At 48.5% G+C, this 24808-nt stretch carries 21 protein-coding genes, 1 pseudogene and 1 riboswitch; of the genes and pseudogenes, 5 read left to right on the top strand and 17 right to left on the bottom strand.

The features are described 5' to 3' along the window. Window positions 1–86: 86 nt before the first annotated feature. Complete coding sequence (locus L5M17_RS18555) at window positions 87–1001, bottom strand: LysR family transcriptional regulator (RefSeq protein WP_263139951.1); 915 nt, start codon at window positions 999–1001, stop codon at window positions 87–89. Between the two features lie 96 nt (window positions 1002–1097). Between L5M17_RS18555 and L5M17_RS18550 the strand changes: the two genes are divergently transcribed. Beyond that, entirely contained in the window at window positions 1098–2165 is a 1068-nt protein-coding gene (locus L5M17_RS18550; RefSeq protein ID WP_219251145.1) for a tartrate dehydrogenase, read from the top strand. A gap of 128 nt (window positions 2166–2293) precedes the next feature. On the opposite strand, the gene L5M17_RS18545 is transcribed toward L5M17_RS18550, so the two are convergent. Then, on the bottom strand, window positions 2294–2752 hold the full coding sequence (locus L5M17_RS18545) for a GNAT family N-acetyltransferase (protein WP_263148791.1): 459 nt from the start codon (window positions 2750–2752) through the stop codon (window positions 2294–2296). A 117-nt stretch (window positions 2753–2869) separates the two neighbouring features. Here L5M17_RS18545 and L5M17_RS18540 point away from each other — a divergent pair, with 117 nt between their 5' ends. Then, complete coding sequence (locus L5M17_RS18540; RefSeq protein WP_263148790.1) at window positions 2870–4333, top strand: PLP-dependent aminotransferase family protein; 1464 nt, start codon at window positions 2870–2872, stop codon at window positions 4331–4333. Between the two features lie 9 nt (window positions 4334–4342). Here L5M17_RS18540 and L5M17_RS18535 read toward each other — a convergent pair whose 3' ends face one another. The 3 genes from L5M17_RS18535 to L5M17_RS18525 form a co-directional block, all read right to left on the bottom strand. Next, window positions 4343–4726, bottom strand: a complete 384-nt coding sequence (locus L5M17_RS18535) for an MAPEG family protein (RefSeq protein ID WP_105251622.1) — start codon at window positions 4724–4726, stop codon at window positions 4343–4345. Between the two features lie 92 nt (window positions 4727–4818). Next, complete coding sequence (locus tag L5M17_RS18530; protein ID WP_173243103.1) at window positions 4819–5214, bottom strand: GNAT family N-acetyltransferase; 396 nt, start codon at window positions 5212–5214, stop codon at window positions 4819–4821. Window positions 5215–5244: 30 nt separating this feature from the next. Further along, the gene (locus tag L5M17_RS18525; protein WP_263148787.1) at window positions 5245–5760 is read right to left on the bottom strand and encodes an AAA family ATPase; all 516 of its coding nucleotides are present in this window, start codon (window positions 5758–5760) and stop codon (window positions 5245–5247) included. A 471-nt stretch (window positions 5761–6231) separates the two neighbouring features. Between L5M17_RS18525 and L5M17_RS18520 the strand changes: the two genes are divergently transcribed. Both L5M17_RS18520 and L5M17_RS18515 read left to right on the top strand, forming a co-directional pair. After that, window positions 6232–7350: a glycerol dehydrogenase gene (locus L5M17_RS18520; RefSeq protein WP_173243098.1), complete on the top strand. Its 1119-nt coding sequence runs from the start codon at window positions 6232–6234 to the stop codon at window positions 7348–7350. A 217-nt stretch (window positions 7351–7567) separates the two neighbouring features. Next, window positions 7568–8959 carry an NAD-dependent succinate-semialdehyde dehydrogenase gene (locus L5M17_RS18515; RefSeq protein ID WP_011788372.1) on the top strand — a complete coding sequence of 464 codons (1392 nt, stop codon included), beginning with the start codon at window positions 7568–7570 and terminating at the stop codon, window positions 8957–8959. A gap of 62 nt (window positions 8960–9021) precedes the next feature. Here L5M17_RS18515 and L5M17_RS18510 read toward each other — a convergent pair whose 3' ends face one another. The 10 genes from L5M17_RS18510 to L5M17_RS18465 form a co-directional block, all read right to left on the bottom strand. Further along, the gene (locus tag L5M17_RS18510; RefSeq protein ID WP_113941151.1) at window positions 9022–9849 is read right to left on the bottom strand and encodes a cobalamin-binding protein; all 828 of its coding nucleotides are present in this window, start codon (window positions 9847–9849) and stop codon (window positions 9022–9024) included. Between the two features lie 76 nt (window positions 9850–9925). Next, the gene (locus tag L5M17_RS18505; protein WP_263148786.1) at window positions 9926–10960 is read right to left on the bottom strand and encodes a DUF2235 domain-containing protein; all 1035 of its coding nucleotides are present in this window, start codon (window positions 10958–10960) and stop codon (window positions 9926–9928) included. A 209-nt stretch (window positions 10961–11169) separates the two neighbouring features. After that, window positions 11170–11793 carry a cob(I)yrinic acid a,c-diamide adenosyltransferase gene (cobO, locus tag L5M17_RS18500; RefSeq protein WP_263148785.1) on the bottom strand — a complete coding sequence of 208 codons (624 nt, stop codon included), beginning with the start codon at window positions 11791–11793 and terminating at the stop codon, window positions 11170–11172. A 74-nt stretch (window positions 11794–11867) separates the two neighbouring features. Continuing rightward, the gene (locus tag L5M17_RS18495; RefSeq protein ID WP_263148784.1) at window positions 11868–13502 is read right to left on the bottom strand and encodes a cobyric acid synthase; all 1635 of its coding nucleotides are present in this window, start codon (window positions 13500–13502) and stop codon (window positions 11868–11870) included. Between the two features lie 105 nt (window positions 13503–13607). Then, a complete protein-coding gene (gene cobU, locus L5M17_RS18490) occupies window positions 13608–14234 on the bottom strand; it encodes a bifunctional adenosylcobinamide kinase/adenosylcobinamide-phosphate guanylyltransferase (protein WP_263148783.1) in 627 nt (208 codons plus the stop codon). Further along, window positions 14231–15019 carry an adenosylcobinamide-GDP ribazoletransferase gene (locus tag L5M17_RS18485; protein WP_028759425.1) on the bottom strand — a complete coding sequence of 263 codons (789 nt, stop codon included), beginning with the start codon at window positions 15017–15019 and terminating at the stop codon, window positions 14231–14233. The genes cobU and L5M17_RS18485 overlap by 4 nt, the downstream gene beginning before the upstream one ends. Window positions 15020–15124: 105 nt before the next feature. Beyond that, window positions 15125–16207: a nicotinate-nucleotide--dimethylbenzimidazole phosphoribosyltransferase gene (gene cobT / locus L5M17_RS18480; protein WP_263148782.1), complete on the bottom strand. Its 1083-nt coding sequence runs from the start codon at window positions 16205–16207 to the stop codon at window positions 15125–15127. A gap of 208 nt (window positions 16208–16415) precedes the next feature. Continuing rightward, complete coding sequence (locus L5M17_RS18475) at window positions 16416–17546, bottom strand: FecCD family ABC transporter permease (protein WP_105251612.1); 1131 nt, start codon at window positions 17544–17546, stop codon at window positions 16416–16418. Continuing rightward, the gene (locus L5M17_RS18470; protein ID WP_263148780.1) at window positions 17543–18418 is read right to left on the bottom strand and encodes an ABC transporter ATP-binding protein; all 876 of its coding nucleotides are present in this window, start codon (window positions 18416–18418) and stop codon (window positions 17543–17545) included. Before L5M17_RS18470 ends, L5M17_RS18475 begins: the two co-directional genes overlap by 4 nt. A gap of 98 nt (window positions 18419–18516) precedes the next feature. After that, window positions 18517–18693: riboswitch (cobalamin riboswitch) on the bottom strand. A gap of 221 nt (window positions 18694–18914) precedes the next feature. Then, window positions 18915–19640 (bottom strand): histidine phosphatase family protein, encoded by a 726-nt coding sequence (locus L5M17_RS18465; protein WP_263148779.1) that lies wholly within the window; start codon window positions 19638–19640, stop codon window positions 18915–18917. 269 nt (window positions 19641–19909) lie between these two features. On the opposite strand from L5M17_RS18465, the gene metH reads away from it, so the two are divergent. Beyond that, on the top strand, window positions 19910–23644 hold the full coding sequence (metH, locus tag L5M17_RS18460) for a methionine synthase (protein WP_263148777.1): 3735 nt from the start codon (window positions 19910–19912) through the stop codon (window positions 23642–23644). A 442-nt stretch (window positions 23645–24086) separates the two neighbouring features. On the opposite strand, the gene L5M17_RS18455 is transcribed toward metH, so the two are convergent. Further along, window positions 24087–24476: a hypothetical protein gene (locus L5M17_RS18455; RefSeq protein WP_150102343.1), complete on the bottom strand. Its 390-nt coding sequence runs from the start codon at window positions 24474–24476 to the stop codon at window positions 24087–24089. A 101-nt stretch (window positions 24477–24577) separates the two neighbouring features. Continuing rightward, window positions 24578–24808, bottom strand: a pseudogene (locus L5M17_RS18450) (IS4 family transposase); the annotation flags it as partial.

The raw sequence follows: 24808 nt of genomic DNA, 5'->3' as shown, positions 1-24808 counted from the left end.
GCAATTAAATCCAACACCTTGATTTATTTAAACTCAATATGAAAATAGCGAGCGTTCACTCGCCAATAGAGATTGGCGAAATAAAATCAACTTATTCCAGTGCCAGCAAAACGAGGTAATGCCTCTTCAAGATAGGCGACGCAGGTGCGAAGTTTGGCAGACGTTTCTAATCGTGATGCATAAATTACATGAATTTCAGCGGATTGATGATACTCGGGGAGTACTCTGACTAATCTGCCACTTAAGAAATCTTGCTGTAAATCCCAGATGGAGCGCAACATAATACCGTGGCCTTTAAGGCACCACTGCTTAGCGACTGTGCCATTATTGGTCATCAAGGAAGCCGCTAAATCAACCGAGGCTATGCCAGCCGCACTTTCCAATCGCCACACTCTATGGTTTTGATCGCGCTCGCGGATCCCTATGCACTTATGCTCGGCTAATGCCGCGAGATTGTTTGGCATGCCATGCGTGTCGATATAGGTCGGCGATGCAGCCAATACCCGATAATTACTCGCAAGACGCTTAGCAATCATTTGCGGTGGCAATTCGCCACCGACACGGACCTCTAGATCAAAACCTTCAGAGACCAGATCGACCGGGCGGTCGAGCAACTCTAAATCAACTTCTAATTCGGGATAGTGGAACACGAGGTCTGAAATAATCGGCGCAATACAGTGGCTGCCAAATCCTGTGCTAGTTGCGATACGTAATCGCCCCCGTGGCACTTGCTGCTCTAAGCTAATTTCAAGGCTCATTTGCTCCATGGTATCGAGCAAACGTTCGGACCATTCCAAGGCAATCTTGCCCTCTAAGGTGAGGCTGACACTTCTGGCAGAGCGCAGAAACAAGCGCACTCCGAGCGCTTTTTCTAATAGGCCAATGCGTTTACTCACATACGCTGGAGAAAAAGATAATTGCTCCGCAGCGGCTGTAAATCCCCCGCTTGTTGCGGCGATAACAAAGACCCGTAAATCTTCAAGTGGCGGCAGTTGACTCACGATTCGTAATCCTTAACAAAACATTTAGCCTATTCATACACGATACGAATATGGAATAACATACTAAAAACGCAGAATCCCCTATTGGAGTCAAAGATGTCTAAGGTAAAAATCGCCGTAATTGCCGGAGATGGCATAGGTACAGAAGTGATCCCCGAAGGGATACGCACACTCGAAGCCGCAGGAAAAATCTTAGGTGTGGCGTTTGAGTGGACCTACTTCGACTGGTCCTGTGAAACCTACCATAAAACCGGTCGCATGATGCCAGAGGATGGACTTAAGCAACTAAAATCCTTTGATGCCATCTACTTAGGCGCTGTTGGATTTCCAGGAGTTCCCGACCATATTTCACTCTGGGGATTGCTACTACCGATCCGCAGAGCCTTTGAGCAATACGTGAACCTTAGGCCTATTCGGTTATTTGAAGGCGTGCCCTGCCCACTCTCGGGTAAAAAGCCCGGCGATATCGATTTTTATGTAGTACGTGAAAACGTGGAAGGCGAATATTCCGCCGTCGGCGGCATTCAATATGAAGGCACTGAACATGAGATTGTCTCCCAGCAGAGCATTTTTACCCGTCGTGGCACAGATCGCATCTTAAAATATGCCTTCGATTTAGCCCAAAGCCGCGAGGCAAAGCACTTAACCTCGGCGACCAAATCCAATGGCATATTTCACTCTATGCCCTATTGGGATAGTCGCGTCGGGGAAATGGCAAAACAATATCCCAATGTTAAGGTCGACCAATATCATATCGATATTCTGACGGCAAATTTCGTGCTAAAACCCGAGCATTTTGACGTGGTTGTTGGCTCAAATTTGTTTGGCGATATCCTGTCTGATCTTGGCCCTGCGTGCACTGGCACTATCGCCATTGCCCCTTCGGCGAACATCAATCCAAGCAAGGAATTTCCGTCGATGTTTGAGCCGGTACATGGTTCGGCGCCGGATATTGCAGGCCAAGGTATTGCCAATCCTTTAGGCACAATTTGGGCGGGCGCTATGATGATGCAACATTTAGGTTATGGCGCAATGCACGACCTGATACTCAGCGCGATAGAAAACGTATTGAAAGATAAGCAGTCTTTAACCCGCGATATGGGCGGAACGGCGAATACTCGGGAGCTGACCGATGCGGTTATCGCTGCGATTAGTCGCAATTAAAACGTGCATTAAAACCTAATGCTAAAAGCCCTTTAGCATTAGGATTGAAAGAATTTGAAACTATCAAGAAACTGATAATAAACGCATTAATAAGCTAGCCAATTAATGCGTTAATTAAAGGCCCCTCCTTACAGCGGCATTCTGTACTCAATGACTCCCGGTTTTTCACCAATCCAGTTATAGAGTTTTTGCGCGGTTAAATTTGTTTCCTGTGTATGCCAGTACAGGCGCGCACACTTGTGTTCAATGGCCGCTTGCTTTACATACTCAATCAATTGTTTTCCAACATGTTGGCCCCTTGCCGTTGGGGCAACAAACAAGTCTTCAAGATAACAATAATCCGTTTCGGCCCAAGTAGAACGATGAAAAACATAGTGCACAAAACCGAGTAAGTTTTGGCCCTCTCTTGCGACGGCGCAATAAATAGGTTCTTGGTCATCGAAGAATCGGCGCCACGTGGCTTGGGTAGTCGCTTCCGATAACGCCACTTTGTAAAAAGTCTGGTAATCACGCCAGTGTGGTAACCAGAGTGAATAGTCCGTTTCTTTAACCATATCAATGGTTACTGTTAGTGATTGGCTGGACATTAGCGCACTCCTTGAAATTAAGTAAATGGTCTCAGTTTTACTGAAGCAAGATTCTAGATTCAATTGTGGTACCGCATAAGGTACACTTTTTGTATTTTTTACAGTACCAGTTAGCAAATGAAAAAACCTCAATCCAATTTCCCTCACTTGCAACTCAAAGATGGCATCCTCAAAGATCAGCTTTATCATGCGTTTAGAGAGGCCATTCTTGATGGACGTTTACACCCGAGAATGAAGCTCCCATCCAGCAGAGCCTTGTCGGAAACCATGCAGATTTCACGTAATTCAGTACTGCAAGGGTTTGAGCGCCTGATTGATGAAGGCTATCTGCTGACTAAACCGGGATCGGGCACTTATGTGTCAGATACCATTCCCGATGAATTGATCGATATTCCAAACCGTGCCAGAGAAAGCGCTCAAGCCACTGATTCCAAATTAGAAATTAATCCACAGTTAATAGAAATGGCGCGACTGAAAGCGAAGGAAAATACGGACCACAGCCATAGCATGTTGAATATTGGCGTCGGATGTGTCGATCTTTTCCCGCACCAACTTTGGGGGCGGCTGTTAGGCCGAGTTTGGCGGCAATCCCGTAAAACCTTAGGTAAATCAAACCATAGCGCGGGGTATTTGCCGCTGCGTGAGGCGATAAGTGACTATGCGCGTTCGACCCGCGGCCTCAATTGCACACCTGAGCAGATCATCATAATCAATGGAACTCAGCAGGCCATTAACCTCACAGCGCAGGTACTACTCCAACAGGGAGATGAAGTCTGGCTTGATGAACCTGGATATGACGGGGCTTTAGGCGCTTTTCTCTCGCAAAATATGCGGGTTCGTCCTGTGAGTGTTGATGATGAGGGCACAAATATTGCCGATGCGATCCAGCGGTGGCCCGCAGTGAAACTGGCTTTTACCGCGCCCTCACACCAATTTCCCCTCGGCGGTATGCTAAGTCTGCCACGACGATTGGCCTTACTCGATTGGGCCGCTGAGCAGAATAAGTGGATTTTAGAAGATGACTATAATAGCGAGTTTCGTTATAGCGCCCGCCCAATTCAGGCACTGCAGGGACTCGATAAACAACAGCGGGTGATCTACGCAGGCACCTTTTCCAAGATGCTGCTGCCTGAATTGCGACTCGGCTTTTTGGTGGTGCCCCCTAAACTGATACAGGCTTTCCAGTTGGCAAAATATTATGCCGATACGCACACGGCTCACCTAGAGCAAGCAACATTAGCGTTGTTTATCGCCGAAGGACATTATGCGCGGCATGTTCGCCGAGTGCGAAAAGCCTGCTTAGCACGCCAAACAGCGCTAATCGCGGCAATTGAGCAGTATCTGCCCGACAAATTGTCCGTTCAAACCTCAGACTCAGGTATTCACCTCGTGTGTTGGCTGAAGGGCGACTTGACCGAAGAGGAAGTGATCAACAAATGCCGCCAAATACGTTTGGGGGCACAGCCTTTGTCTCGATATTGCCAAGCCCCCTATCCAAGGCAAGCTATCTTACTGGGCTATGCCGCTCATACGCCTGATGATCTGCGGGAAAGTATCAAAAAACTGGCGCAGATCCTTTAATATCCAAGCTTAAAAAGCCTGAAAGAAAATCCCGAAAGCACTGAAGATGGCAACAAACCATGTGAGGGATCTTAAGGTGCCTTTGTTGGCAAGATAGAGGATGTGATACACAAAGCGGGCGCCTACATGGACGATTGCGAGCCACTCAGTGGTGGGATTCACTTTGCCCGTGGCAATCACCACTAATACGGCTAGGCCAAACACCAGCAATGATTCAAAGGCATTTTGATGTCCCGCTAAAGCGCGAGCGCCAAAACCGGTTAGCTGTGCTTGCTGAGCACGGGGATGATTATTATCGTAACCACCCGTCTTTGCCATAGCCCAAGCCACTGGACCTTTCGCAAGATATGGCAATAACATGGCGACAAATAAGCAAATAAGTAAGGTATTCATGGGGTAATCTTCCTTTGATTGTTGTTTTGAGCTCTACTGTTTGAGTTCTACTGCTATAAGTGCCTAAGTTACAAGTGTATTGGTTAGCGCCGTTATTTCACCATATACATGCCTTCACTTGCGGGACGACTAAATTTAAAGCCAAACTTTTCATAGAGTTCAGGCACATCCGCCATCAGGGTAATATACGCGCCCTCAAAAGCCTCACGATCTAGATAAGCCATGATGTGCTGCATAATAAGCCGCCCTAATCCCTTACCTTGATGCTCAGGATCCACTGCGATATCGACAATTTCGAAGTTGAGCGCGCCGTCACCAACCACACGCCCCATACCCACAGTCTGCTCAGCGAGCTTTATTTGCACGCCATATAAACTCCTTGGCAAAGCCTTAATGGCGCCCTCCAATGGTCTAGGGCTTAAGCCAGAAATCTGTCGTAGGCGAACAAAATCATTGGCTGAAACAACCTCCTCAAGCACTTGGTACATGATATTTCCTATTGTTTTTATTCACTATAATTATCTTTCTATCACCTCAAGATCAAAGCCTTCATCCAGAGTCGGCGGCTGAAAATAACCGCTCACATGCCAGAACATCGCCTCGGTATCGAACATAGCGCGCTCAGGGTGGCTTTGTCTGCGTTTATCGAGTTGGCTCAAACAAAGCGCATCGCTGTGATTAAGATAAATAAGTTTATGGGCGGCGCAATCAGTAAAAATGCTTCGAAACCACAGGCGCTGATTGATAGTATTCGCGGGAAAGTCCATGACCACAGAAACACCCGAACAGAGCAGTTCCTTCACATGCTTTTTAAGCAAAGGCTTAAGGCGAGCGGAATAGCTCAAGTAAGTATCAAAATCTTTAATTTCATCGGGATATAGCGCCGCCAGCCATGCGTCTTCCGAGATTAAAATACAGTTTTCGGCCTCAGCAATTTGTCGCGATAAGGTTGATTTACCTGCGCCCATTTTGCCACAAAAGAATATTAACTTACCTTTACTGACAAATTGTCCTAACGCATTCTGCTGTGTCATCTTCACTCCTTGATTACTGGTCTTTTATCTCAGCCGACGATTTCACTCGCTATGACACCAATGAACGACAGTACAGAGCATCACATAAAGCATGAATACCGAGCAAGACTTGGGACGAGTTTAAGGTAATAAAATCCCATTACATTAATGACTATGCAGTGTTTAGACAGCAGACGTTTACCGCTATTCGCACAATCCACCGTTAGCTTTTTTTGAGATCTTACATCTCTTCGCCCGCTTAGATCGCCTCGCTCTCTGCGCCCTATCCTTGCCTTAAATCAGGGAGAAACCAAAGCATTTAACTCGAAAAATAAAACAATAAACCACATTATTAATCTAACAATTAAGCACTAAAGTAGTAATTTACGCTTAGCAATAAAAACATTGCCACCATTCATGCTATGACATTAATTTAGGCGTATGCTAGGGTAAGAATGAAAGGATAACCGTCATAAGTGCAAAGGAGGCTCTATGAGCACTGTCGTTCCACGTACCGTCACTTCCCCTAAAAAATTCATTATCGGCAAGGGCCTATTAGCTCAAATGCATGATTATGTTAAGGACTTTGGTGACAATGCTTTTATCATCTGCGATGAATTTATCCTCAGCCGCGTGAAGAATGAAGCGGTCGCTGGGCTAGATCAAAATGGGATCAGCAGCCACCTCGAAAAATTCAACTATGAGTGCAGCGAAGCCGAGATAAAGCGCTTAGGCGCGCTGGCAGAACAGCATCATACCAACGTTATTGTTGGAGTTGGCGGTGGAAAAACCTTAGATGCCGCCAAAGCCGTCGCCTTCTATCAAAAAAAGCCAGTCATCTTGTACCCCACAATTGCCTCAACCGATGCGCCTTGTACTGCACTTGCAGTGATCTACTCCGAAACAGGTGAGTTTGAACGCTATCTGTTTCTGCCACAGAACCCAGATGCTGTAGTTGCCGACACTGCTATTATCGCCGCGGCTCCGGCCCGATTTTTTGCGGCAGGCATAGGCGATGCACTGGCAACCTATTTTGAAGCTCGTGCCTGCTATCAATCAGATGGCGTCAACCTAGTCCTGAAAAAGCCTTCCCGCACAGGGCTGGGATTGGCCCAACTTTGTTATCAGTTACTGACTGAAAATGTTGAAGCTGCTATGGACGCCGTTAAAAACAAAATAGTCACACCTGCGCTAGAGCAAACCATTGAAGCCACCATCTATCTCAGTGGTGTTGGTGCAGAAGCGGGCGGGTTAGCCGCCGCACATGCCGTAAACAATGGTATGTCAGCGGTGGCAGACTTACATAAAGCTCAGCACGGCGAGAAAGTCGTCTTTGGGCTGCTAACTCAGCTCGTGCTCGAAAATGCCCCAAAAACCGAAATCGATAACGTTATCCGCATCATCAAAACAGCGGGACTACCGCTCACTCTCGCAGATTTAGGGCTGAAAACCTTTATCGAGGCCGAGTGGCGCAAAGTGGCTGAGATAGCCTGTGCAGAGGGCGATACTATGGGCAATATGCCGATGAAATTAACCGCAGATGATGTCTATCAAGCCATGATAGCCGCCAATGCCATGGCTGAACGCTATAAAACAGCTGAAGCTTGTTAACCGTAACAATATGACGTGTACTCCGCAGGTGGCAACCATATGATTTTATTAATTAATACTACTGAAACAGTTCCTGCTGCCACACGAATTTACCGTTCATCCTAGGCTTCCTTGCCACATAATCAATGGCAAGGGAGTCCACAACAAACAAGACATTTCCACCCTCGATGCCAAAGCTGGCATTTACGCTCTATTTGTTAAACGCTTGGAGGCACATATGGCTTATGCAACAACCAATCCCTTTACGGGAAAGCTCATTAAAGAATTTCCAAATGCAACAGATACCGAAGTCACACAGGCGATAGAATCCGCCCATCAGGCATTTTTAAGCTGGCGAACCACTCCCTTTGCCGACAAGGCCGCAATACTGTCTAAGGCAGCGAAGATCCTCAGAGACAACAAATCCAAATACGCCAATCTACTGACCTTAGAAATGGGCAAAGTCACAGCAGAAGCCGAAGCTGAAGTCGAACTGTCGGCGCAAATTTTCGAATACTACGCCGAACATGCCGAGCGACTGCTGGCACCGCAAAAACTGCCGGTTGCCGATCCCGCCGAAGGTGAAGCGATACTGGTTAATGAGCCGCTGGGCGTATTATTGGCCATCGAACCTTGGAACTTTCCCTACTACCAAATTGCGCGCATCTTAGCGCCGCAGCTTGCCGCCGGAAATACCTTACTACTCAAACATGCATCCAACGTGCCCCAGTGCGCAGCGGCCTTTGAAGGCTTAATGCGCGATGCCGGACTGCCCTCAGGTGCATTCCAAAATCTGTATGCCACCCGAGAGCAGATAGAACAGATCATCAATTCACCCAAAGTGCATGGTGTTGCGCTCACGGGATCAGAAGATGCGGGATCGATCATTGCCGCTCTGGCGGGTAAGGCACTGAAAAAGTCCACCCTAGAACTGGGTGGCGCAGATGCCTTTATCGTACTTGAAGATGCCGATCTGCCTAAAACTATCGACTGGGCTGTGTTTGGCCGTCACTGGAACGCGGGACAGGTCTGTACATCATCTAAGCGGATGATCTTAGTTGAAGCCATTTACGATGAATTTATGAAGGGTTATATCAAGGGGATCGAAGCGCTAAAAGCGGGCGATCCTATGGACTCGGCCACTACGCTAGCGCCGCTGTCTTCCCAAGGCGCGGCCGATGAGTTGAAGCAGAAGATCCGTGATGCCGTAAAACACGGCGCAACCGCGACCGAAGTGGGTCCTAAAGTGCCGCAGCAAGGCGCCTTTGTGCAGCCAACAATACTGACAAACCTGACGCCAGATAACCCCGCCTACTATTGGGAATTCTTCGGCCCTGTGTCCAGTATCCACAGGGTGAAGGATGAGCAAGCAGCGATTGCCATCGCCAATGACTCACCCTTTGGACTGGGTGGCTCAGTGTTTACCGCCGACACCCAACGCGGGCTGGCGGTCGCTAAGCAGGTTTCCACAGGCATGATGTTTGTCAATCATCCAACTATGGTCAAGGCCGACTTGCCCTTTGGTGGCGTGCGCCGCTCAGGTTATGGCCGCGAGTTGATTGATTTAGGATTGAAAGAGTTTGTAAACCACAAGCTGATTAATGTGGTCGACATCAACGCGCCTTTCTAAACGCTTAGAAAATAGCAACATCTGACTAAACGCCTGACGGAATAATCTGTCAGGCGTTTTATTTAACGTGCTTTATCCAAGGCATCACATAAGGCTTGAACGCCAAGTAAAGCTCTGGGCGTCGCGCGGTGTAATAAATCGGCATTGAGTTGATAAATATGCTGTTTCTTCACGGCAGGAATTTCTGGCCATTGGCGCCAATCAACCCCTTTCACATTACCTTCTTCTTCACTCTGCAAAATCACCTCGGGCAAGGTCAGCAAGACGTTTTCTAAACTGACTTGCGGATAATCACTGGCAGCATCGTAAAACACATTTTGTCCATGGCACACACTGATGATCTGTTGGATCCAACTGTTTTTAGAGACTGTCATCAAGGGGGTCGACCAGAGTTGATAAAATACCTTAGGTTCTGATTTTTTAGCATTTTCAACCCGCAATCGGATAAGCTCAGCGCGATAAGCGGCCGCAGCCTTGCTTGCTTCTTCAACATGCCCCGTAAGTTGGCCTAACTCTTCAAGCTCCTTGGCGACGCCTTCTAAGGTTTTAGGATCGCTACCATAAAGGTTAAATCCTAACGTCCTAAGCTGGTTGATATCTTCGGCTTTATTACCCGAATCCCACACCACAATCAGATCGGGATTAAGCTCCATCACCCGCTCCATTTGAATGCCGTAGTAACCGCCAATACGCGGGATATTTTTTGCCGCCTCGGGATAATCCGCATAATCGGTTGCGGCCACAATCGTATCGCCCGCGCCTATGGCGTAGAGCATTTCTACCGCGTGGGGCGAGAGCGCAATAATGCGTTTAGCGGGCTCGGCCAATACGCTATGGGGAAGAAACAGACTGAGCCCAAAAACGAGTCCAGCTAAGTGTCGCTTAATCATGATATGCCTTAGTATTTATCCCCAAACCGCCTGAAGATGCAGGCGTAGTAGCTTCAGGTCACTTGGGGTTATAGAGTTAAACTAGCTGCTCTGGCCAGCCATAGTGTTCGATATAAGTTTGTAGATTCTTGGGGCGATACTGAGGATCTTGATCCCAGCGGGCCTTCACCGAATGATGCAAAAGTACTGGGACTTGCTCAGGGTCGAGTGGTCGCAAATATTCCTGTTTTATCCGATAAAAACTGCGTCTCGAGTCATGTAAGGTCGCGAGCGGATTTGGATGCACACTCGCGGCTAAGTGTGGCTCTAGGCTTAAATTAAATTTCTGCGCCTCGGATATCATCCACAACAGTGCAATATCCGACAACAATGAACCGTCTTTATCGGGTTTATAACTGCCGCCAATATTGCTATGGGCGCCCGCAAACCACACTTGCTGCATGTCCATATTGTCACGCAGTTGCCAAATGGTCGGCTCAAAATCACTGCGATGTTCATCTATGGCTAAGGCATGGCGGGCAACGCGCACATTGCGGCCAATTTTAGTGTCGTAAAACTCGTCTTTATCTTCGAACAAACCTAAAAACGAGATAGGGATCCCCATAGCGCCCACGGTATCCCACACGCCAACAAACTTGATTTCCCGAGATTCATGACTGTATCTCGCTCTAAATTCGAGGGATTTTTCACCATCAGGCGCAAAGGGCGCACTGCTTTTTTTATAGTGGTCGAAAGCTTGTTGAATCAACGCCGCATCGGGGCGTTTAAGTATGCCGCAGTTATTAATCAAGCCACACAAACAACGCACAGTGTAAGCACCACGGCTAAAACCAAAGAGGTAAATCTCATCGCCGGGGGAATAGTTTTGCACTATATAGCGATACCCATCCATGATGTTTTTATGTAAACCGCGTCCTGTCGCACCGCCAATGGCTTGATCGTAATAGGAACCCACGCCCCAATCATAAAATACCTGCTGGGGTTTGCCATCAGCCGCTATCGGGCTAATCGCCCGCGCGAGGCGCAGCACATTGGTGGGGAAATCGACCTTAAGATCTTTCTCGGGTCGATTCCAAGTCCCATCGGCACAAATCACAATACGTTTATTCATAGGATCATCCTTGAGAACACTTTGAACGCTCAACGGTTAGTGGCTAACCTATAGTCGCTAACAACAAATTGTCGCTAGTCACTAATAGGCAGTTACTCGTCCTCAAACTTAGCGCATTTTATGCCTGTGCTAAAGCCATTCGCGCGTCTTACTTAACATTGCAACCAACAATGCTGCGTCACTTATGCGCCGACTTTTACAAGGTTCGATTAGTAGTCAAAACCTTGCTGTGCCTTGATACCCGCTTCGAATGCGTGTTTCAACGGTTGTACTTCGCTGACAGTATCAGCCAGCTCGATAATCGCCCGATGACAAGCACGGCCCGTAATAATCACATGCTGCATGGGTGGACGATTTTTAAGTGCGCTAAGGACACGTTCCACATCTAAATAGTGATAGCTCACCATATAGGTGAGTTCATCGAGCATCACGCAATCTATGCTCTCATCTTGCAGCAGGGCTTCGGCGGCTTCCCAAGCGAGTACTGCGGCGGCGGTATCTTTTTCTTTATCTTGGGTTTCCCAGGTAAAACCTGTGCCCATTACATGAAACTCAACCCCTGCACCTTCGAGTAAATTACGCTCACCGCACTCCCAAGTGCCTTTGATAAATTGCACGACCGCGGCTTTTTTACCGTGACCGACGGCGCGGGCCACAGTGCCAAAACCTGAGGTCGATTTGCCTTTACCGTTACCGGTTAACACCAGCAGAATCCCCTTCTCCTCTTGGGCGGCGGCAATTTTAGCATCCACACCGGCTTTCACTTTTTGTTGGCGAGCCTTGTGGCGTTCGGCCTTGATTTGCGCTTGTTCGTTGTAGTTTTGTGCTGTCATGGTCTTCTCTTCACTCTGCTGCTAAAAATGTCTGCTTCTAAAACTTATGTTTCTAAAACTTATGTTTCTAAAACTTATGTTTCTAAAATTGGCTGTAATTTTTGCATGTCTAAATGCTCAGCTAACACATCGGCTAAACGATCGAGCTGCTGCTCACGTATTTGATTGATATCTATCGCCTTAGCATCGTTTAATCCCGCCCAGCGCAAAATCAACTGACACGCATCCGGGCTATCAAACAGCCCATGTAAATAAGTGCCAAGGATTTGCCCGTCATCACTTTGCAGGCCATCGGCAAAGCTCATAGATGTGGAATCAGGGATTAACTGCAAGGGCGCATTCGTTTGTTCAAGCCTAGGGATAAGATAGCTTGATTCACCGCAGTGGATTTCATAGCCCTTAACAGCAACCTTTTGCCCAAGTAACGTTAGCTCACCGCTCACTCGCCGTAACTGTTTTTCGGCTTTCAGTTCTGTGCTCAGCGGCAGGTAGCCAAGTCCTGCGGTATCACCCGCACTGTCTTCAATGCCTAAGGGATCGGCAATGCTTTGGCCTAACATTTGATAGCCGCCGCAAATGCCGAGCACTTTGCCGCCGTAACGCAGGTGTGTGGCGATATCTTTATCCCAGCCTTGCTGGCGTAAAAAGGCTAAATCGGCGCGCACATTCTTACTACCGGGTAAGATCAATACATCGGCAGCGGGCAAATGAGTCGCGTGACTCGCGGCTTGGGTTTGCAACGACACATAATCAAAATCAATATCGGGATGCAGCCGCAGCGGATCAAAATCCGTGTGATTACTGATCCTCGGGTACACTAATACCCGCACTTTTAAGCGGCTGTTAGCGCCTTTGGTCGGCGAGCTTATCAGCGCATCTTCGGCATCGAGATGTAAATCATGCAGATAAGGCAACACACCTAAAACAGGCTTTTGAGTATAAGCTTCAAGCCAATCGAGCCCTGATTGCAGCAGGCTAATATCGCCACGGAAACGGTTGATCACAAAGCCCTTTACCCGCGCCTGTTCGGATTCTGATAACAAGGCCAAGGTCCCGACCAAATGGGCAAATACGCCACCCTTATCGATATCAGCAATGATAATCACAGGACAATCCACGGCTTCGGCAAATCCCATGTTGGCAATATCACCTTCGCGCAGATTGATCTCCGCCGGACTGCCCGCGCCTTCCACCACTATGGTTTGATACTGGGCCGTCAATCGCTCGAAGGATTCCAGCACAGCGCCAAGCGCCATTGCCTTGTAATCCTTAGATTTAGGCCCAAAAAAGGCCGAGGCTTCGAGTGTTGTCAGGGCTTTGCCATGAACGATAATTTGCGCGCCCGTGTCCGAGCTTGGTTTAAGCAGTATGGGATTAAAATCGGTATGGGGCTCAAGATAACAGGCCACGGCTTGCAAGGCCTGTGCGCGGCCAATCTCGCCGCCATCGACAGTAACAGCGCTATTGAGCGCCATATTTTGCGGCTTAAAGGGCGCAACCTTAATCCCCTGACGGGCGAGCAAACGACAAATGCCTGCGACTAAGGTGCTCTTGCCCGCATCCGATGTAGTGCCCTGCACCATCAAGACTGCCGCGCGCCGAGGTGAATTAACCGCAGGCGTATTAATTGCGGGCGTATTAACTACAGTAGTGTCAGCGGTATCGAGTGCATTAGCACAGGCTGTGTTGTCTGTGTTTGGAGAGGACATAGGTTTAAAAGGCTTATTCTAGTTTGCAGTCATTAACATAACAGCTCAGTCTAAAAATCACTTAAGTATGCAACTTAAGCTTAAAACGTGGACTGAGCCCAAAGTCTAAAGTGGTTTCAATGCTAAGGGTAAACCAGCGACCACTAAGGTGACATTATCCGCTAAGGTCGCCACGGCTTGATTTAACCAGCCCGCTTCATCGACAAATTGTCGGCTCAACTCACCTAAGGGTACTATGCCAGAACCGACTTCGTTACTGATCAAAATCACCACTCCCTCAAGCTCGACGAGGGAATCCACAAAAGCGGTTTTCTCGGCCTGCCAACTCGCATGAGCTTTATCGTCAGAGGTTGAAGTGGCAGAGGGTGAAACGGCAAAGTCAGTCGCATTCCACTCAGTCGGCGCGGGTTCATCATCGATGTTAACGTTCGATGCAAGTAATTGATTCGTTAACCAAAGAGTTAAACAGTCTACTAAAATCACTCGCCCAGGTTTTGCTAACTGTTTTAACAGTGCAGTGAGGGCGAGCGACTCTTCAAACAATTGCCATTCGATACCATCGTCCGATCGTCCCGCTTGATGCTTGGCGATACGTGTCGCCATTTCATCATCTAGCGCCTGCGCCGTCGCCACATAGCAGGCATCGAAGCCAAGCGCAGTGTACTGACGCACTAAGGCTTCGCCGTAACGACTCTTACCGCTACGGGCGCCGCCTAGGACGAGGTGGATCACAGTATGTTACCCACAACGAGCAATACAAAATAACACACGATTTCAGATATTTGTTGCGCCGCGCCTAAGGTATCACCCGTGTAACCGCCAATCTGGCGTCTAAAGATCACTATGATCAAACGGCGCAGTCCTATCATCACCAATAGCAATGACAATGCCGCTAACCCCTTGAGGAATAACAGCACTAATACGCCGCTGGCGATCAGGATAAGCAGCTCATTAATGCCTTGATGTTGCGATAGCGGCTTAGACTTACTGGTCTCGTCATCGCGGACATATTTTTCACTAAAGATGATACTGGCTGATACCACACGGCTCACTGTGTGCGCGACGATAAGTGCAGAACCCGCGACTACAGGATCGTACAGGGCCAACTCGACTAACAACTGCCATTTCAGCAGCAGGGCCAACATCAGTGCCAGTGCGCCATAACTGCCAAGGCGCGAGTCTTTCATGATCCGCAGCTTGTCTTCAGCCGTCCAACCCCCGCCAAAACCGTCGAAGGTATCGGCGAGGCCATCCTCGTGGAATCCGCCCGTGAGCAAGACGCCAACCAACATAGCTAAAAGAACAGAAACGCCAGCGGGGAGCCAGTTCTGCGTCAGCCAAAACACTATGGCGCTTAACAAACCGACCAGAAGACCGACGAGACCGAAATAACGGCTGGCCTTATTCAACTTATCGCTATCGACTTCGACCCACTTAGGCATAGGAATGCGGGTAAAATAGCCCATGGCAACTAAAAATAAATCTATCTCTTTGTGCCAGCTTTCGCGTTCTGACATAAAGCATCCTTAGTGAATTCACACTTGCTGCAAGGTTTAAAATTAAAACGGTTGGCTAAAGGCTATTATTTTAAATAAGTAAAATAAGCGACTTAGCAGAGCACATCATACAACAGCCTCAATCCCCGCATCACTAAAACTCGCCATTTGATTGTAAAAATTTACTGAGGCTTGAATAAGCGGCAATGCCAACGCCGCCCCCGTACCTTCGCCTAATCTCAGCCCTAGGGATAATAAAGGTTTAGCCTGCAAAAATTCTAACATTCGCAGATGACCTTGCTCATCGGATTGATGGGCAAAAATCAAATAATCACGCACATTGGGGGCGATTTGCACTGCGACTAATGCCGCCGCTGTCGCGATAAAACCGTCCACGACCACCAGCATTTTACGTTCGGCGGCGGCTAACATAGCCCCCGTCATCTGCACAATTTCAAAGCCTCCTAGGCAAGCTAACACTGACTTAGGCCCAGTTAAAGCGCTTTGATGCAGCAATAACGCGAGCTCAATCAGCATCAGTTTACGTTCTAAGGTTTCGCTATTAATGCCAGTACCACGGCCAACGCAATCAATCACATCCAGCTGCATAATCGCCGCCATAATGGCCGCAGCAGAGGAGGTATTGCCTATGCCCATTTCACCAAAGGCGACTAAGTTACAACCCGCTTGATGGTGACGCTCAATCAAATCGCGCGCCATAGCAAAGCCTTTATCGACGGTTTCCAACGTCATCGCGGGTTCTAAATGGATTGCCCCCGTTCCAGCGCCAAGACGTTGATCGATAATACCTTCAACTCCTTCAACTGGCGTTAACATACCGCAATCGATCACTTCGAGCTTAAAGCCCACCTGCCGACAAAAAACGTTAATCGCCGCGCCGCCATGGGCAAAGTTTTGCACCATTTGGTGAGTCACTTCGCTAGGGGCAATCGACACGCCTTCTGCGGCAATGCCATGATCCCCCGCAAACACTAACATAGTTGGATGGACTATTTTGAGCACATCCGTTTGTGGCTGCTCCGTTTTTTGCAAATCAGTCGTTTGCACGCGGGCAATCTGCAAGGCTAAGGATTCGAGCTGACCTAAGGCGCCGGGCGGCTTAGTCTTAAGATCAATTTTCTGCAGAATCACCAGATCCTGCGCTTTACTCACAAGGCTTATTTGAAAAGACACGGCTGACTGAGACATCCACACTCCACTTTGTAATCTACATTAAATAACCACAACGCATCCCGCGTCTATGACGAACATGTCCAATTGTGCATTTCCAATCGCGGGTGGGATATCAACAGAAATACTGATTATCCCGTCAGTCTGCACTTACGGCATGACTCAAAGATGACGACTTAACTCTGGGTTTACGTCCTGACTAGGTGACTACGGCATGACCTTGTATTTACGGCATGACTCTACGCTTACGTAAAATCAGCAAAAAGAACATGCTACCTATGGCGGCCGTGATAATGCCCACGGGCAACTCTTGATTACCCAATAAACAGCGCGCTAATACATCAATCCACACCATAAATAATCCGCCCACCAGCGCCGTTAATAAAATCGGCTGACGACCGGGAAACAGCATGCGTACTGTGTGGGGGATCATTAACCCGACAAAACCGATACCGCCGCATGTAGCCACCAAAATAGCGGTAATCAAGGAGCAGAGCAGCAACATATTGAGCCGCAGCTTAGGCACATTCACCCCTAAGGTATGCGCCGTTTCATCCCCCGCCTGCAACGCCATGATCTGCCGTTTCATGCCTAAAATAATGAATAAACTCGCACCAATCACCAGTGTCGGCAGTACTAACAAGGACCAACTGGCCTTAGCGAAACTGCCTAAACTCCAAAACAGCACAGAGGCTGTCGCCTGCGGACTGGCGAAATACAGCAGCAGACTCGTTAATGCGCCGAACATAAAGGAGGTCGCCACACCAGAGAGCAACATGCGCTCCACTTGGCTATTGAGCCCAAGCCCAGACAAAGCAAGCACTATCAGTACCGACAAACTGGCGCCAATAAAAGCGCCCAAGGGCAAGCTAAACCAAAGCAAACCAGACAAGGCGCCCGAACCGCTAAAAAGCCCAGAATGTGCCGCCATGCCCGCATTATCAAAAAATCCAGAGCCAGTGAATAAGGTCAACATCACCACAGCACCAAAGGACGCGCCAGAGCTAATGCCAAACAAATAGGGATCGGCGAGCGGATTGCGAGTCACGGTTTGCAACACACTGCCCGCCAGTGACAAACCCGCACCCGCCACAAAAGCCAGTAAAATGCGCGGTAGCCTGAGCTCCATCACAATGCGCTCAGTCATGCCATTGGCTTGAGTGAGGTTCGTCGCCTTATTGATAAACACTTGAATAACATCAGTAAAACTGATGTTCGCCGCACCAAAACTCGTCGCGGCAATAGGCGTTATCAAAGTGATGATACCTAATACGAGCAGCATCAGTTGTTGTCTCGTCAACGGTGTCACGATACGCCCCAAATATGAGATGAAATATTGTTTACTCCCCTGAGTCATCCACCCTCGCCTCGCTCGTTCAGGCCATGATCTACATGGTGGTAACCATAAAAATAGCTGATTAAGGGCTTTTTATGTTGTGGATGGGGCGATACCTGAGCACACACGCCAAACACATCGCCAATTCGCGCCTCGGTTAATACTTCGGTTGGCGTCCCCATAGCGCTGACTTCCCCGTTATGGATCAACAACAAACTATCGCACAGGGCACTGGCTAAATTAAGATCATGAATTGAGGCAATCACGCTAATCCCAAGACTACGCACCAATTCGAGGATTTGAATTTGATAGCGCACATCGAGGTGGTTCGTTGGCTCATCGAGGATTAAAAGTTGCGGCTGCTGCACTATGGCGCGGGCAATCAAGGCGCGTTGCTTTTCACCGCCGGATAAGTGCTCATATTGTTGGTGCATCTTATGGCTCAAGCCAACTTTCTCTAAAGCCTTAGCAATACGCTCAGTATCACAGCTCGAATTGGTATCAAACATGCCCTTGTGGGGCGTTAAGCCCATGCTGACCAATTGCTCTGTGGTGAGGTCAAAATAGTGCGGTGTATCCTGCTGCACTACGGCGACGCGACAGGCAAACGCCTTGGGCGACAAGCGCTCAATATCTTGATCAAAAAGGGTAATTTTGCCCTGAGTCGGGCGAACAAACCGATACAAACAGCGCAGCAAACTGGACTTGCCCGCACCGTTAGGGCCAATCAACCCCAGCATCTGCCCCATTGGCAGCGTAAAGTTAATATCGGAAAGTATGGTTTTGCCATCGATACACCAGCTCAAATGACTCACATTGAGCGCGACTGACGGGCTCAATGATGGGTTAGTGTCATTCACGGGGCTATTAGTTTGGATTGCGGAAAGTTTCACCTAAGCGGCGCTCCTATCGAGTCCAAACCTGTATAAAAAAGGTTGTGCATATTGTCATCTGCTCCCTCGAGTCACCCGCTCGAGAACTAAGGCTGCACGCAGCGATAACAGAAATAGGCAGGTCTCCTGACTCGTAGGGAAGAAGATTCGAGATCTTTTTCACTACTCACAGTTGCGGGCACAGTTCGGGCTGACTGACGAGCAGTTCCCCGATTCCCTATTATGTTTGGGTTGATATGCTCTTTGTTAACAACGCCACTGTGAATTAAAACAACGGAGCGATTCGAACAAAGAGAGTCTATTCCCAACACCTATTTCTGCGACGTTATCACTCATTGCGCATGTAATACGCTATCTGGTTCAAACGTCAGGGAAAAGCATTATCCTACATCTATACCATTAGGCAATGCTGTTTAAATCAGAATATTTTCATGTCAGCTTATTCTCGCCAAACGATCACGCCTACATGATAGCGCCGAGATAGTGAAATAAGGCCTCAACACCTGCGCCCACTAGGCCAATCTAAACGCCAATAGCAGACACCCTGTTCATCTTGCAGCACATTAATGCTCACCACGGCCGCCACGGGTAAATCGAGTTGACTATAAAACCCCACCGCCCGTTCAACCCCTAGGGCACGCGCCATTAAGTGACGGATCACCCCGCCGTGGGTCACGACCCACACTTGAGTGGCTGGCATATTGTCAGCGGTTTCATTAACGGCACTGTTTTCATTACCCATTTTATGTGAGTCAAGGGTCAATCGTTCAAACTCGGCGGCGAGTATCTGGTCAATCGTCCCATTCACCCGCGACTCAAAACTTGCCATAGTTTCACCATTAGGCAGCGGAGTTTGCCAAGGGTTTTGCCAATACGCAGCTAAGCGTTCGCCCTCTTGTTGATACAGTTCATCGAGCCGACAACCGTCCCAATCACCAAAATCAATTTCCTGTAAACCCGACAAACACTGCGCCTGCAATGGCCTTGACTCAGATATCAGTGCCGCCGTCGAATGCAACTCGGCGGCAAAAGCGTGGGCAAAATCGGCGCAGCGGCGTGAAATCGAGCTATAAATCGCGCTACACACGCTGGCCTGTGACTCAACTGCTGCCGACATTTGTTGCCAACCCTTTTTACTCAAAGGCACATCCACACGACCCCGCAAAATAGCGCCGCCTTCACACTCACCGTGGCGTAACAATAACAACCGAACTTGTTTCATATATGCCTTTTTAGTTAGGGACTAGATGCTAGGAACTCAAGCCAAGTGCCTAAATTCTTGATTCTCGATTCTCGCTCCTAATGCCTTTGACTTTCATCTTGCCCTGACAATCATAAGTCGCGTATTATGGACGTCTATACGTTTAAATGTCCAAAGCAAATTTTTAAGAACAAGTATTCAAAAAATGTCGGCAGACGACAATAAAATGCACTTAGCATAACAATGGCCGATTTTTGGACTTAACTTAGCTGTATTTAAGGTAATTATTTATGACGATACCCTCAACCAAAGCCAGCCAAATATTAGCAGACATTCGCAAACAGCTTGCAGAGCGCATTCTGATCTTAGACGGTGCCATGGGCACTATGATCCAAGGCTACAAGCTGGAAGAAGAGGACTATCGCGGCGAACGCTTTAAAGATTGGCATACGGATGTCAAAGGTAACAACGACCTCTTGGTCTTGTCACAACCTCACATCATCAAACAAATTCACACCGACTACTTAAACGCCGGTGCCGACATCATTGAAACCAACACCTTTAACGCCACCACCATCGCCATGGCCGACTACGACATGCAGTCGCTGTCCGCCGAAATTAACTTAGTCGGCGCGCGCCTCGCCCGTGAAGCTTGTGATGAAGCCTTTGCTGCCACAGGCATTCCACGCTACGTCGCCGGTGTGTTAGGCCCCACTAACCGTACGTGTTCGATTAGCCCTGATGTGAACGACCCAGGCTATCGCAACGTCAGCTTCGATGAGTTAGTGACTGCTTACAAAGAATCCACTAAGGCGCTGATTGAGGGCGGCGCGGATATCATTATGGTCGAGACCATATTTGATACCTTAAATGCCAAAGCCGCACTGTTTGCGATTGAATCGGTATTTGATGACTTATTTGGTCAGCATTCTAAAGACAGATTGCCGATCATGATTTCGGGCACCATTACCGATGCCTCTGGCCGCACACTGACTGGCCAAACGACCGAAGCCTTTTACAATTCCCTTCGCCATATCAAGCCCTTATCTATCGGTCTTAACTGTGCACTTGGGCCAAAAGAATTACGCCCCTATGTGGAAGAATTATCCCGCATCAGTGAGTGTTATGTGTCGGCGCATCCGAATGCAGGCCTGCCGAACGAGTTTGGCGGTTACGATGAAACCCCAGAGGACATGGCGAACGTGATCGAAGATTGGGCGCGCGAAGGCATGCTTAATATTATCGGGGGTTGTTGTGGTAGTACGCCTGAACATATCCGCGTGATCCGCGAAGCGGTGAGCCGTCACGATCCACGTATTTTGCCAGACATTCCGGTCGCTTGCCGCTTGGCCGGTTTGGAACCACTGACTATCGACGCCCAATCCCTGTTCGTTAACGTGGGTGAGCGCACCAACGTCACAGGTTCGGCCAAGTTTTTAAAGTTGATCAAAGAAGGCAAGTTTGAGCAAGCGCTCGATGTCGCCCGCGAGCAGGTCGAAAGCGGCGCGCAAATCATCGACATCAACATGGACGAAGGCATGCTCGATGGCGCCGAGATCATGCACAAGTTTTTAAACTTGATTGCCTCTGAGCCCGACATCAGCCGCGTACCTATTATGATCGACTCCTCTAAGTGGGAAGTGATCGAAGCTGGCCTCAAATGTATTCAAGGCAAGGGCATAGTTAACTCGATTTCCCTCAAAGAAGGCGAAGCCAAGTTTATTGATCAAGCCACCTTAGTGAAACGCTACGGCGCGGCGGCCATTATCATGGCATTCGACGAGCAAGGTCAGGCCGACACTAAGGCGCGTAAAATCGAAATCTGTACCCGCGCCTACCGCGTGTTGGTCGATAAAGTCGGCTTTCCGCCAGAAGACATCATCTTCGACCCGAATATTTTCGCCATCTCCACTGGTATCGATGAACACGACAACTATGCAGTCGATTTTATTGATGCCATTAAAGCGATTAAAGCCACCCTGCCCCACGCGATGATTTCGGGCGGCGTATCGAACGTGTCGTTCTCGTTCCGCGGTAACAACCCAGTGCGCGAAGCAATTCACGCGGTATTCCTCTACCACGCCATCAAAGTCGGCATGGACATGGGCATTGTCAACGCGGGTCAGTTAGCCATTTACGACGATATCGATCCTGAGCTTAAAGTGCGGGTCGAAAACGTGGTGCTTAACTTGCCCTGCCCAGTGGAAGGCTCGAGCAATACTGAGCAGTTACTTGAAATCGCAGAGAAATTCCGCGGTGATGGCGCGCAGGTGGGCAAGAAAGAAGATTTAGAATGGCGCAGCTGGCCAGTAAGCCAACGCTTATCCCATGCGCTCGTCAAAGGCATTACCGAATTTATCGATGAAGATACCGAAGCCGCCCGCCAAGAAGCGAAACGTCCACTGGATGTGATTGAAGGCGCCTTGATGGACGGCATGAACGTGGTCGGCGACTTGTTCGGCTCGGGCAAGATGTTCCTGCCGCAGGTGGTGAAATCGGCGCGGGTGATGAAAAAAGCCGTGGCTTACTTAAACCCTTATATCGAGCTAGAAAAGGTCGAAGGCCAATCGAATGGCAAGATTTTGATGGTGACAGTAAAAGGTGACGTGCACGATATCGGCAAGAATATCGTCGGCGTGGTGCTCGCCTGTAACGGTTTTGAGGTATTCGATTTAGGTGTGATGGTGTCGGTAGAGCGAATTCTCGACGCCGTGAAAGAACACAATATCGATATCATCGGCATGTCGGGCCTCATCACGCCGAGTCTGGACGAGATGGTGCATAACGTGAAAACCTTCCACCGTGAAGGCTTAACCATTCCGGCGATTATCGGCGGCGCCACTTGCTCGAAAATCCACACTGCGGTGAAGATTGCGCCCCATTATCCTCATGGCGCCATTTATATCGCCGATGCGTCCCGCGCCGTGCCTATGGTGAGTAAGCTCATCAACAACGAGACTCGCCAAGCGACCATAGACGAAACCTATGCCGAATACGACGACATGCGCACTAAGCGCCTATCCCAAGCCAAGCGCAAAGAGATAGTCTCACTCGAAGCGGCCCGTGAAAACCGCTGCCAACACGATTGGGCCAATTACACCCCGTTCACGCCAAACGTGCTCGGTCGCCAAGTGTTTGATAATTATCCGTTAGAAGATTTAGTCGAGCGTATCGACTGGACACCGTTTTTCCGCTCGTGGGAACTGCATGGCCATTACCCTGAAATCCTCACCGATAAAGTGGTCGGCGTCGAGGCGCAAAAGCTGTTCGCCGATGGTCAGGCCATGCTCAAACAAATCATCGAAGAAAAGTGGCTCACGGCGAAAGCCGTTATCGGCTTATTCCCTGCCAATACCGTCAATTACGACGACATTGAACTCTACACAGATGAGTCGCGCACCACAGTCGAAATGACCACACATCACCTGCGGATGCAGCTTGAGCGTGTCGGCAATGACAACTTCTGCCTATCCGACTTTGTTGCGCCAAAAGACTCAGGCGTCGCCGATTACATGGGCGGCTTTGCGGTGACCACAGGCCATGGCATAGACGAACATGTGGCACGTTTTGAAGCCAACCACGACGACTACAACGCCATCATGCTCAAATGCTTAGCCGACCGTTTGGCCGAAGCCTTTGCCGAGCGGATGCACGAACGGGTACGTAAAGAGTTTTGGGGTTATGCGGCCGATGAGCAGTTAAGCAACGAAGCCTTAATCCGCGAGAAATACAAAGGTATACGCCCCGCACCGGGCTACCCAGCTTGCCCAGACCACACAGAAAAAGGTTTGTTATGGGACTTGCTCAAGCCCGATGAAACCATCGACTTGAACATCACCGAAAGCTACGCCATGTTCCCCACAGCGGCAGTATCGGGCTGGTATTTCGCCCACCCGAAATCCCGCTACTTTGGCGTGAGTAACATAGGCCGCGATCAAGTGGAAGATTATGCGAAGCGCAAAGGGATGACTGTAGCTGAGACGGAGAAATGGCTGGCGCCAGTGCTAGATTATGATCCCGAGTGATTGGGATCTGCAATCACCCGCAGGGCTTAAACTTTCAAACTTCGTTTGAATTAAGCGTTAAAGTCGTGGGGCTTCACCCCACACCCGACCAAGGAGGACTGCTCGTCCTATCCTCCTTGGATTCTCCAAGACGCCCCTAGCGAAGTTACATGCATTAGTTACTGGCTTCGTGCTTATTCGAAAATCGCTAACGCTTCCGATGGGGCGTCCCTTCCCCCCGAAAGCTACGCAGACGTCCTGTCTGCGTCACGCTATTTTCTTCAACGCCCTTCAGCAACTTCGCAGGGGATCGGTGAACTTCTGTGGCACTAGGGTAAAGTTTTAGCATTCTAAGAGTTATATATCTCTCGGCTTATTTAAAGCAAGACCAAAACATAGCTGGAAATCGACTACAGTGCAATTGACGATGAGAGTCCATTTTTATCAACTAATTACGTAAAAACTAAATATAAAACAATGTTGTTTGGTAAACAATTTTTTTACTCGAATCATTCAAATCTGGTCGATGTTTTATACACAATGGAAATCCGGTATCAATTTGTTCCCAACATCTTGATGCTCCAGAAGTTAGCGTTTTTTTATGAACTAAATATGTTTCCGAATTTTTATCAACACAAATTACAAAATTCCTAGAATCTCTAGCATGTATTGAACTAACTTTAACAACTGTAAATCCATTGTTTACGGCTTTACTATCATTCATAAAGCAATCTAATAGCTCATGCCAATAATCACTATCAAAAAAATTACCCTCAACTTTAAGACGATACAACGTTCCAATTACACTCTTAAACTTATAACAAAAATCTGAATCTGCAACCATTTGAGTCATAACTTGATGTGCATGGGCAGATACAAACTTAGTAACACTTGACGCAAATCCCGAATCTTTAAAGTAATTATAAAAGCAATACTGTGCACTGAAGGATCCCCTCATAAATCAGCCATAGCATAGCCATATTTGAGCAACTGATTGGCGAATAATACCCAGGCCGCCAGCAATTCTTTCTCCGTGATTTGATAATCAGGCCGCCTGAGTACCTCCAATCCCAAGCGAATCGTTGAGAGTACCGTTCGATGCCCAATGGTATTGGCCTGAAAATGCTTATCCCAGCCCTGTTGCTGTGCGTGTAAACCAACTAGCCACAACAGGCATTGAACCAT

Source organism: Shewanella sp. SW24, from assembly GCF_025653395.1.
Taxonomy (GTDB): Bacteria; Pseudomonadota; Gammaproteobacteria; order Enterobacterales; family Shewanellaceae; genus Shewanella; species Shewanella oncorhynchi.
The sequence above is the reverse complement of the archived record's forward strand: the minus strand, read 5'-3'. Positions and strand labels throughout refer to the sequence as shown.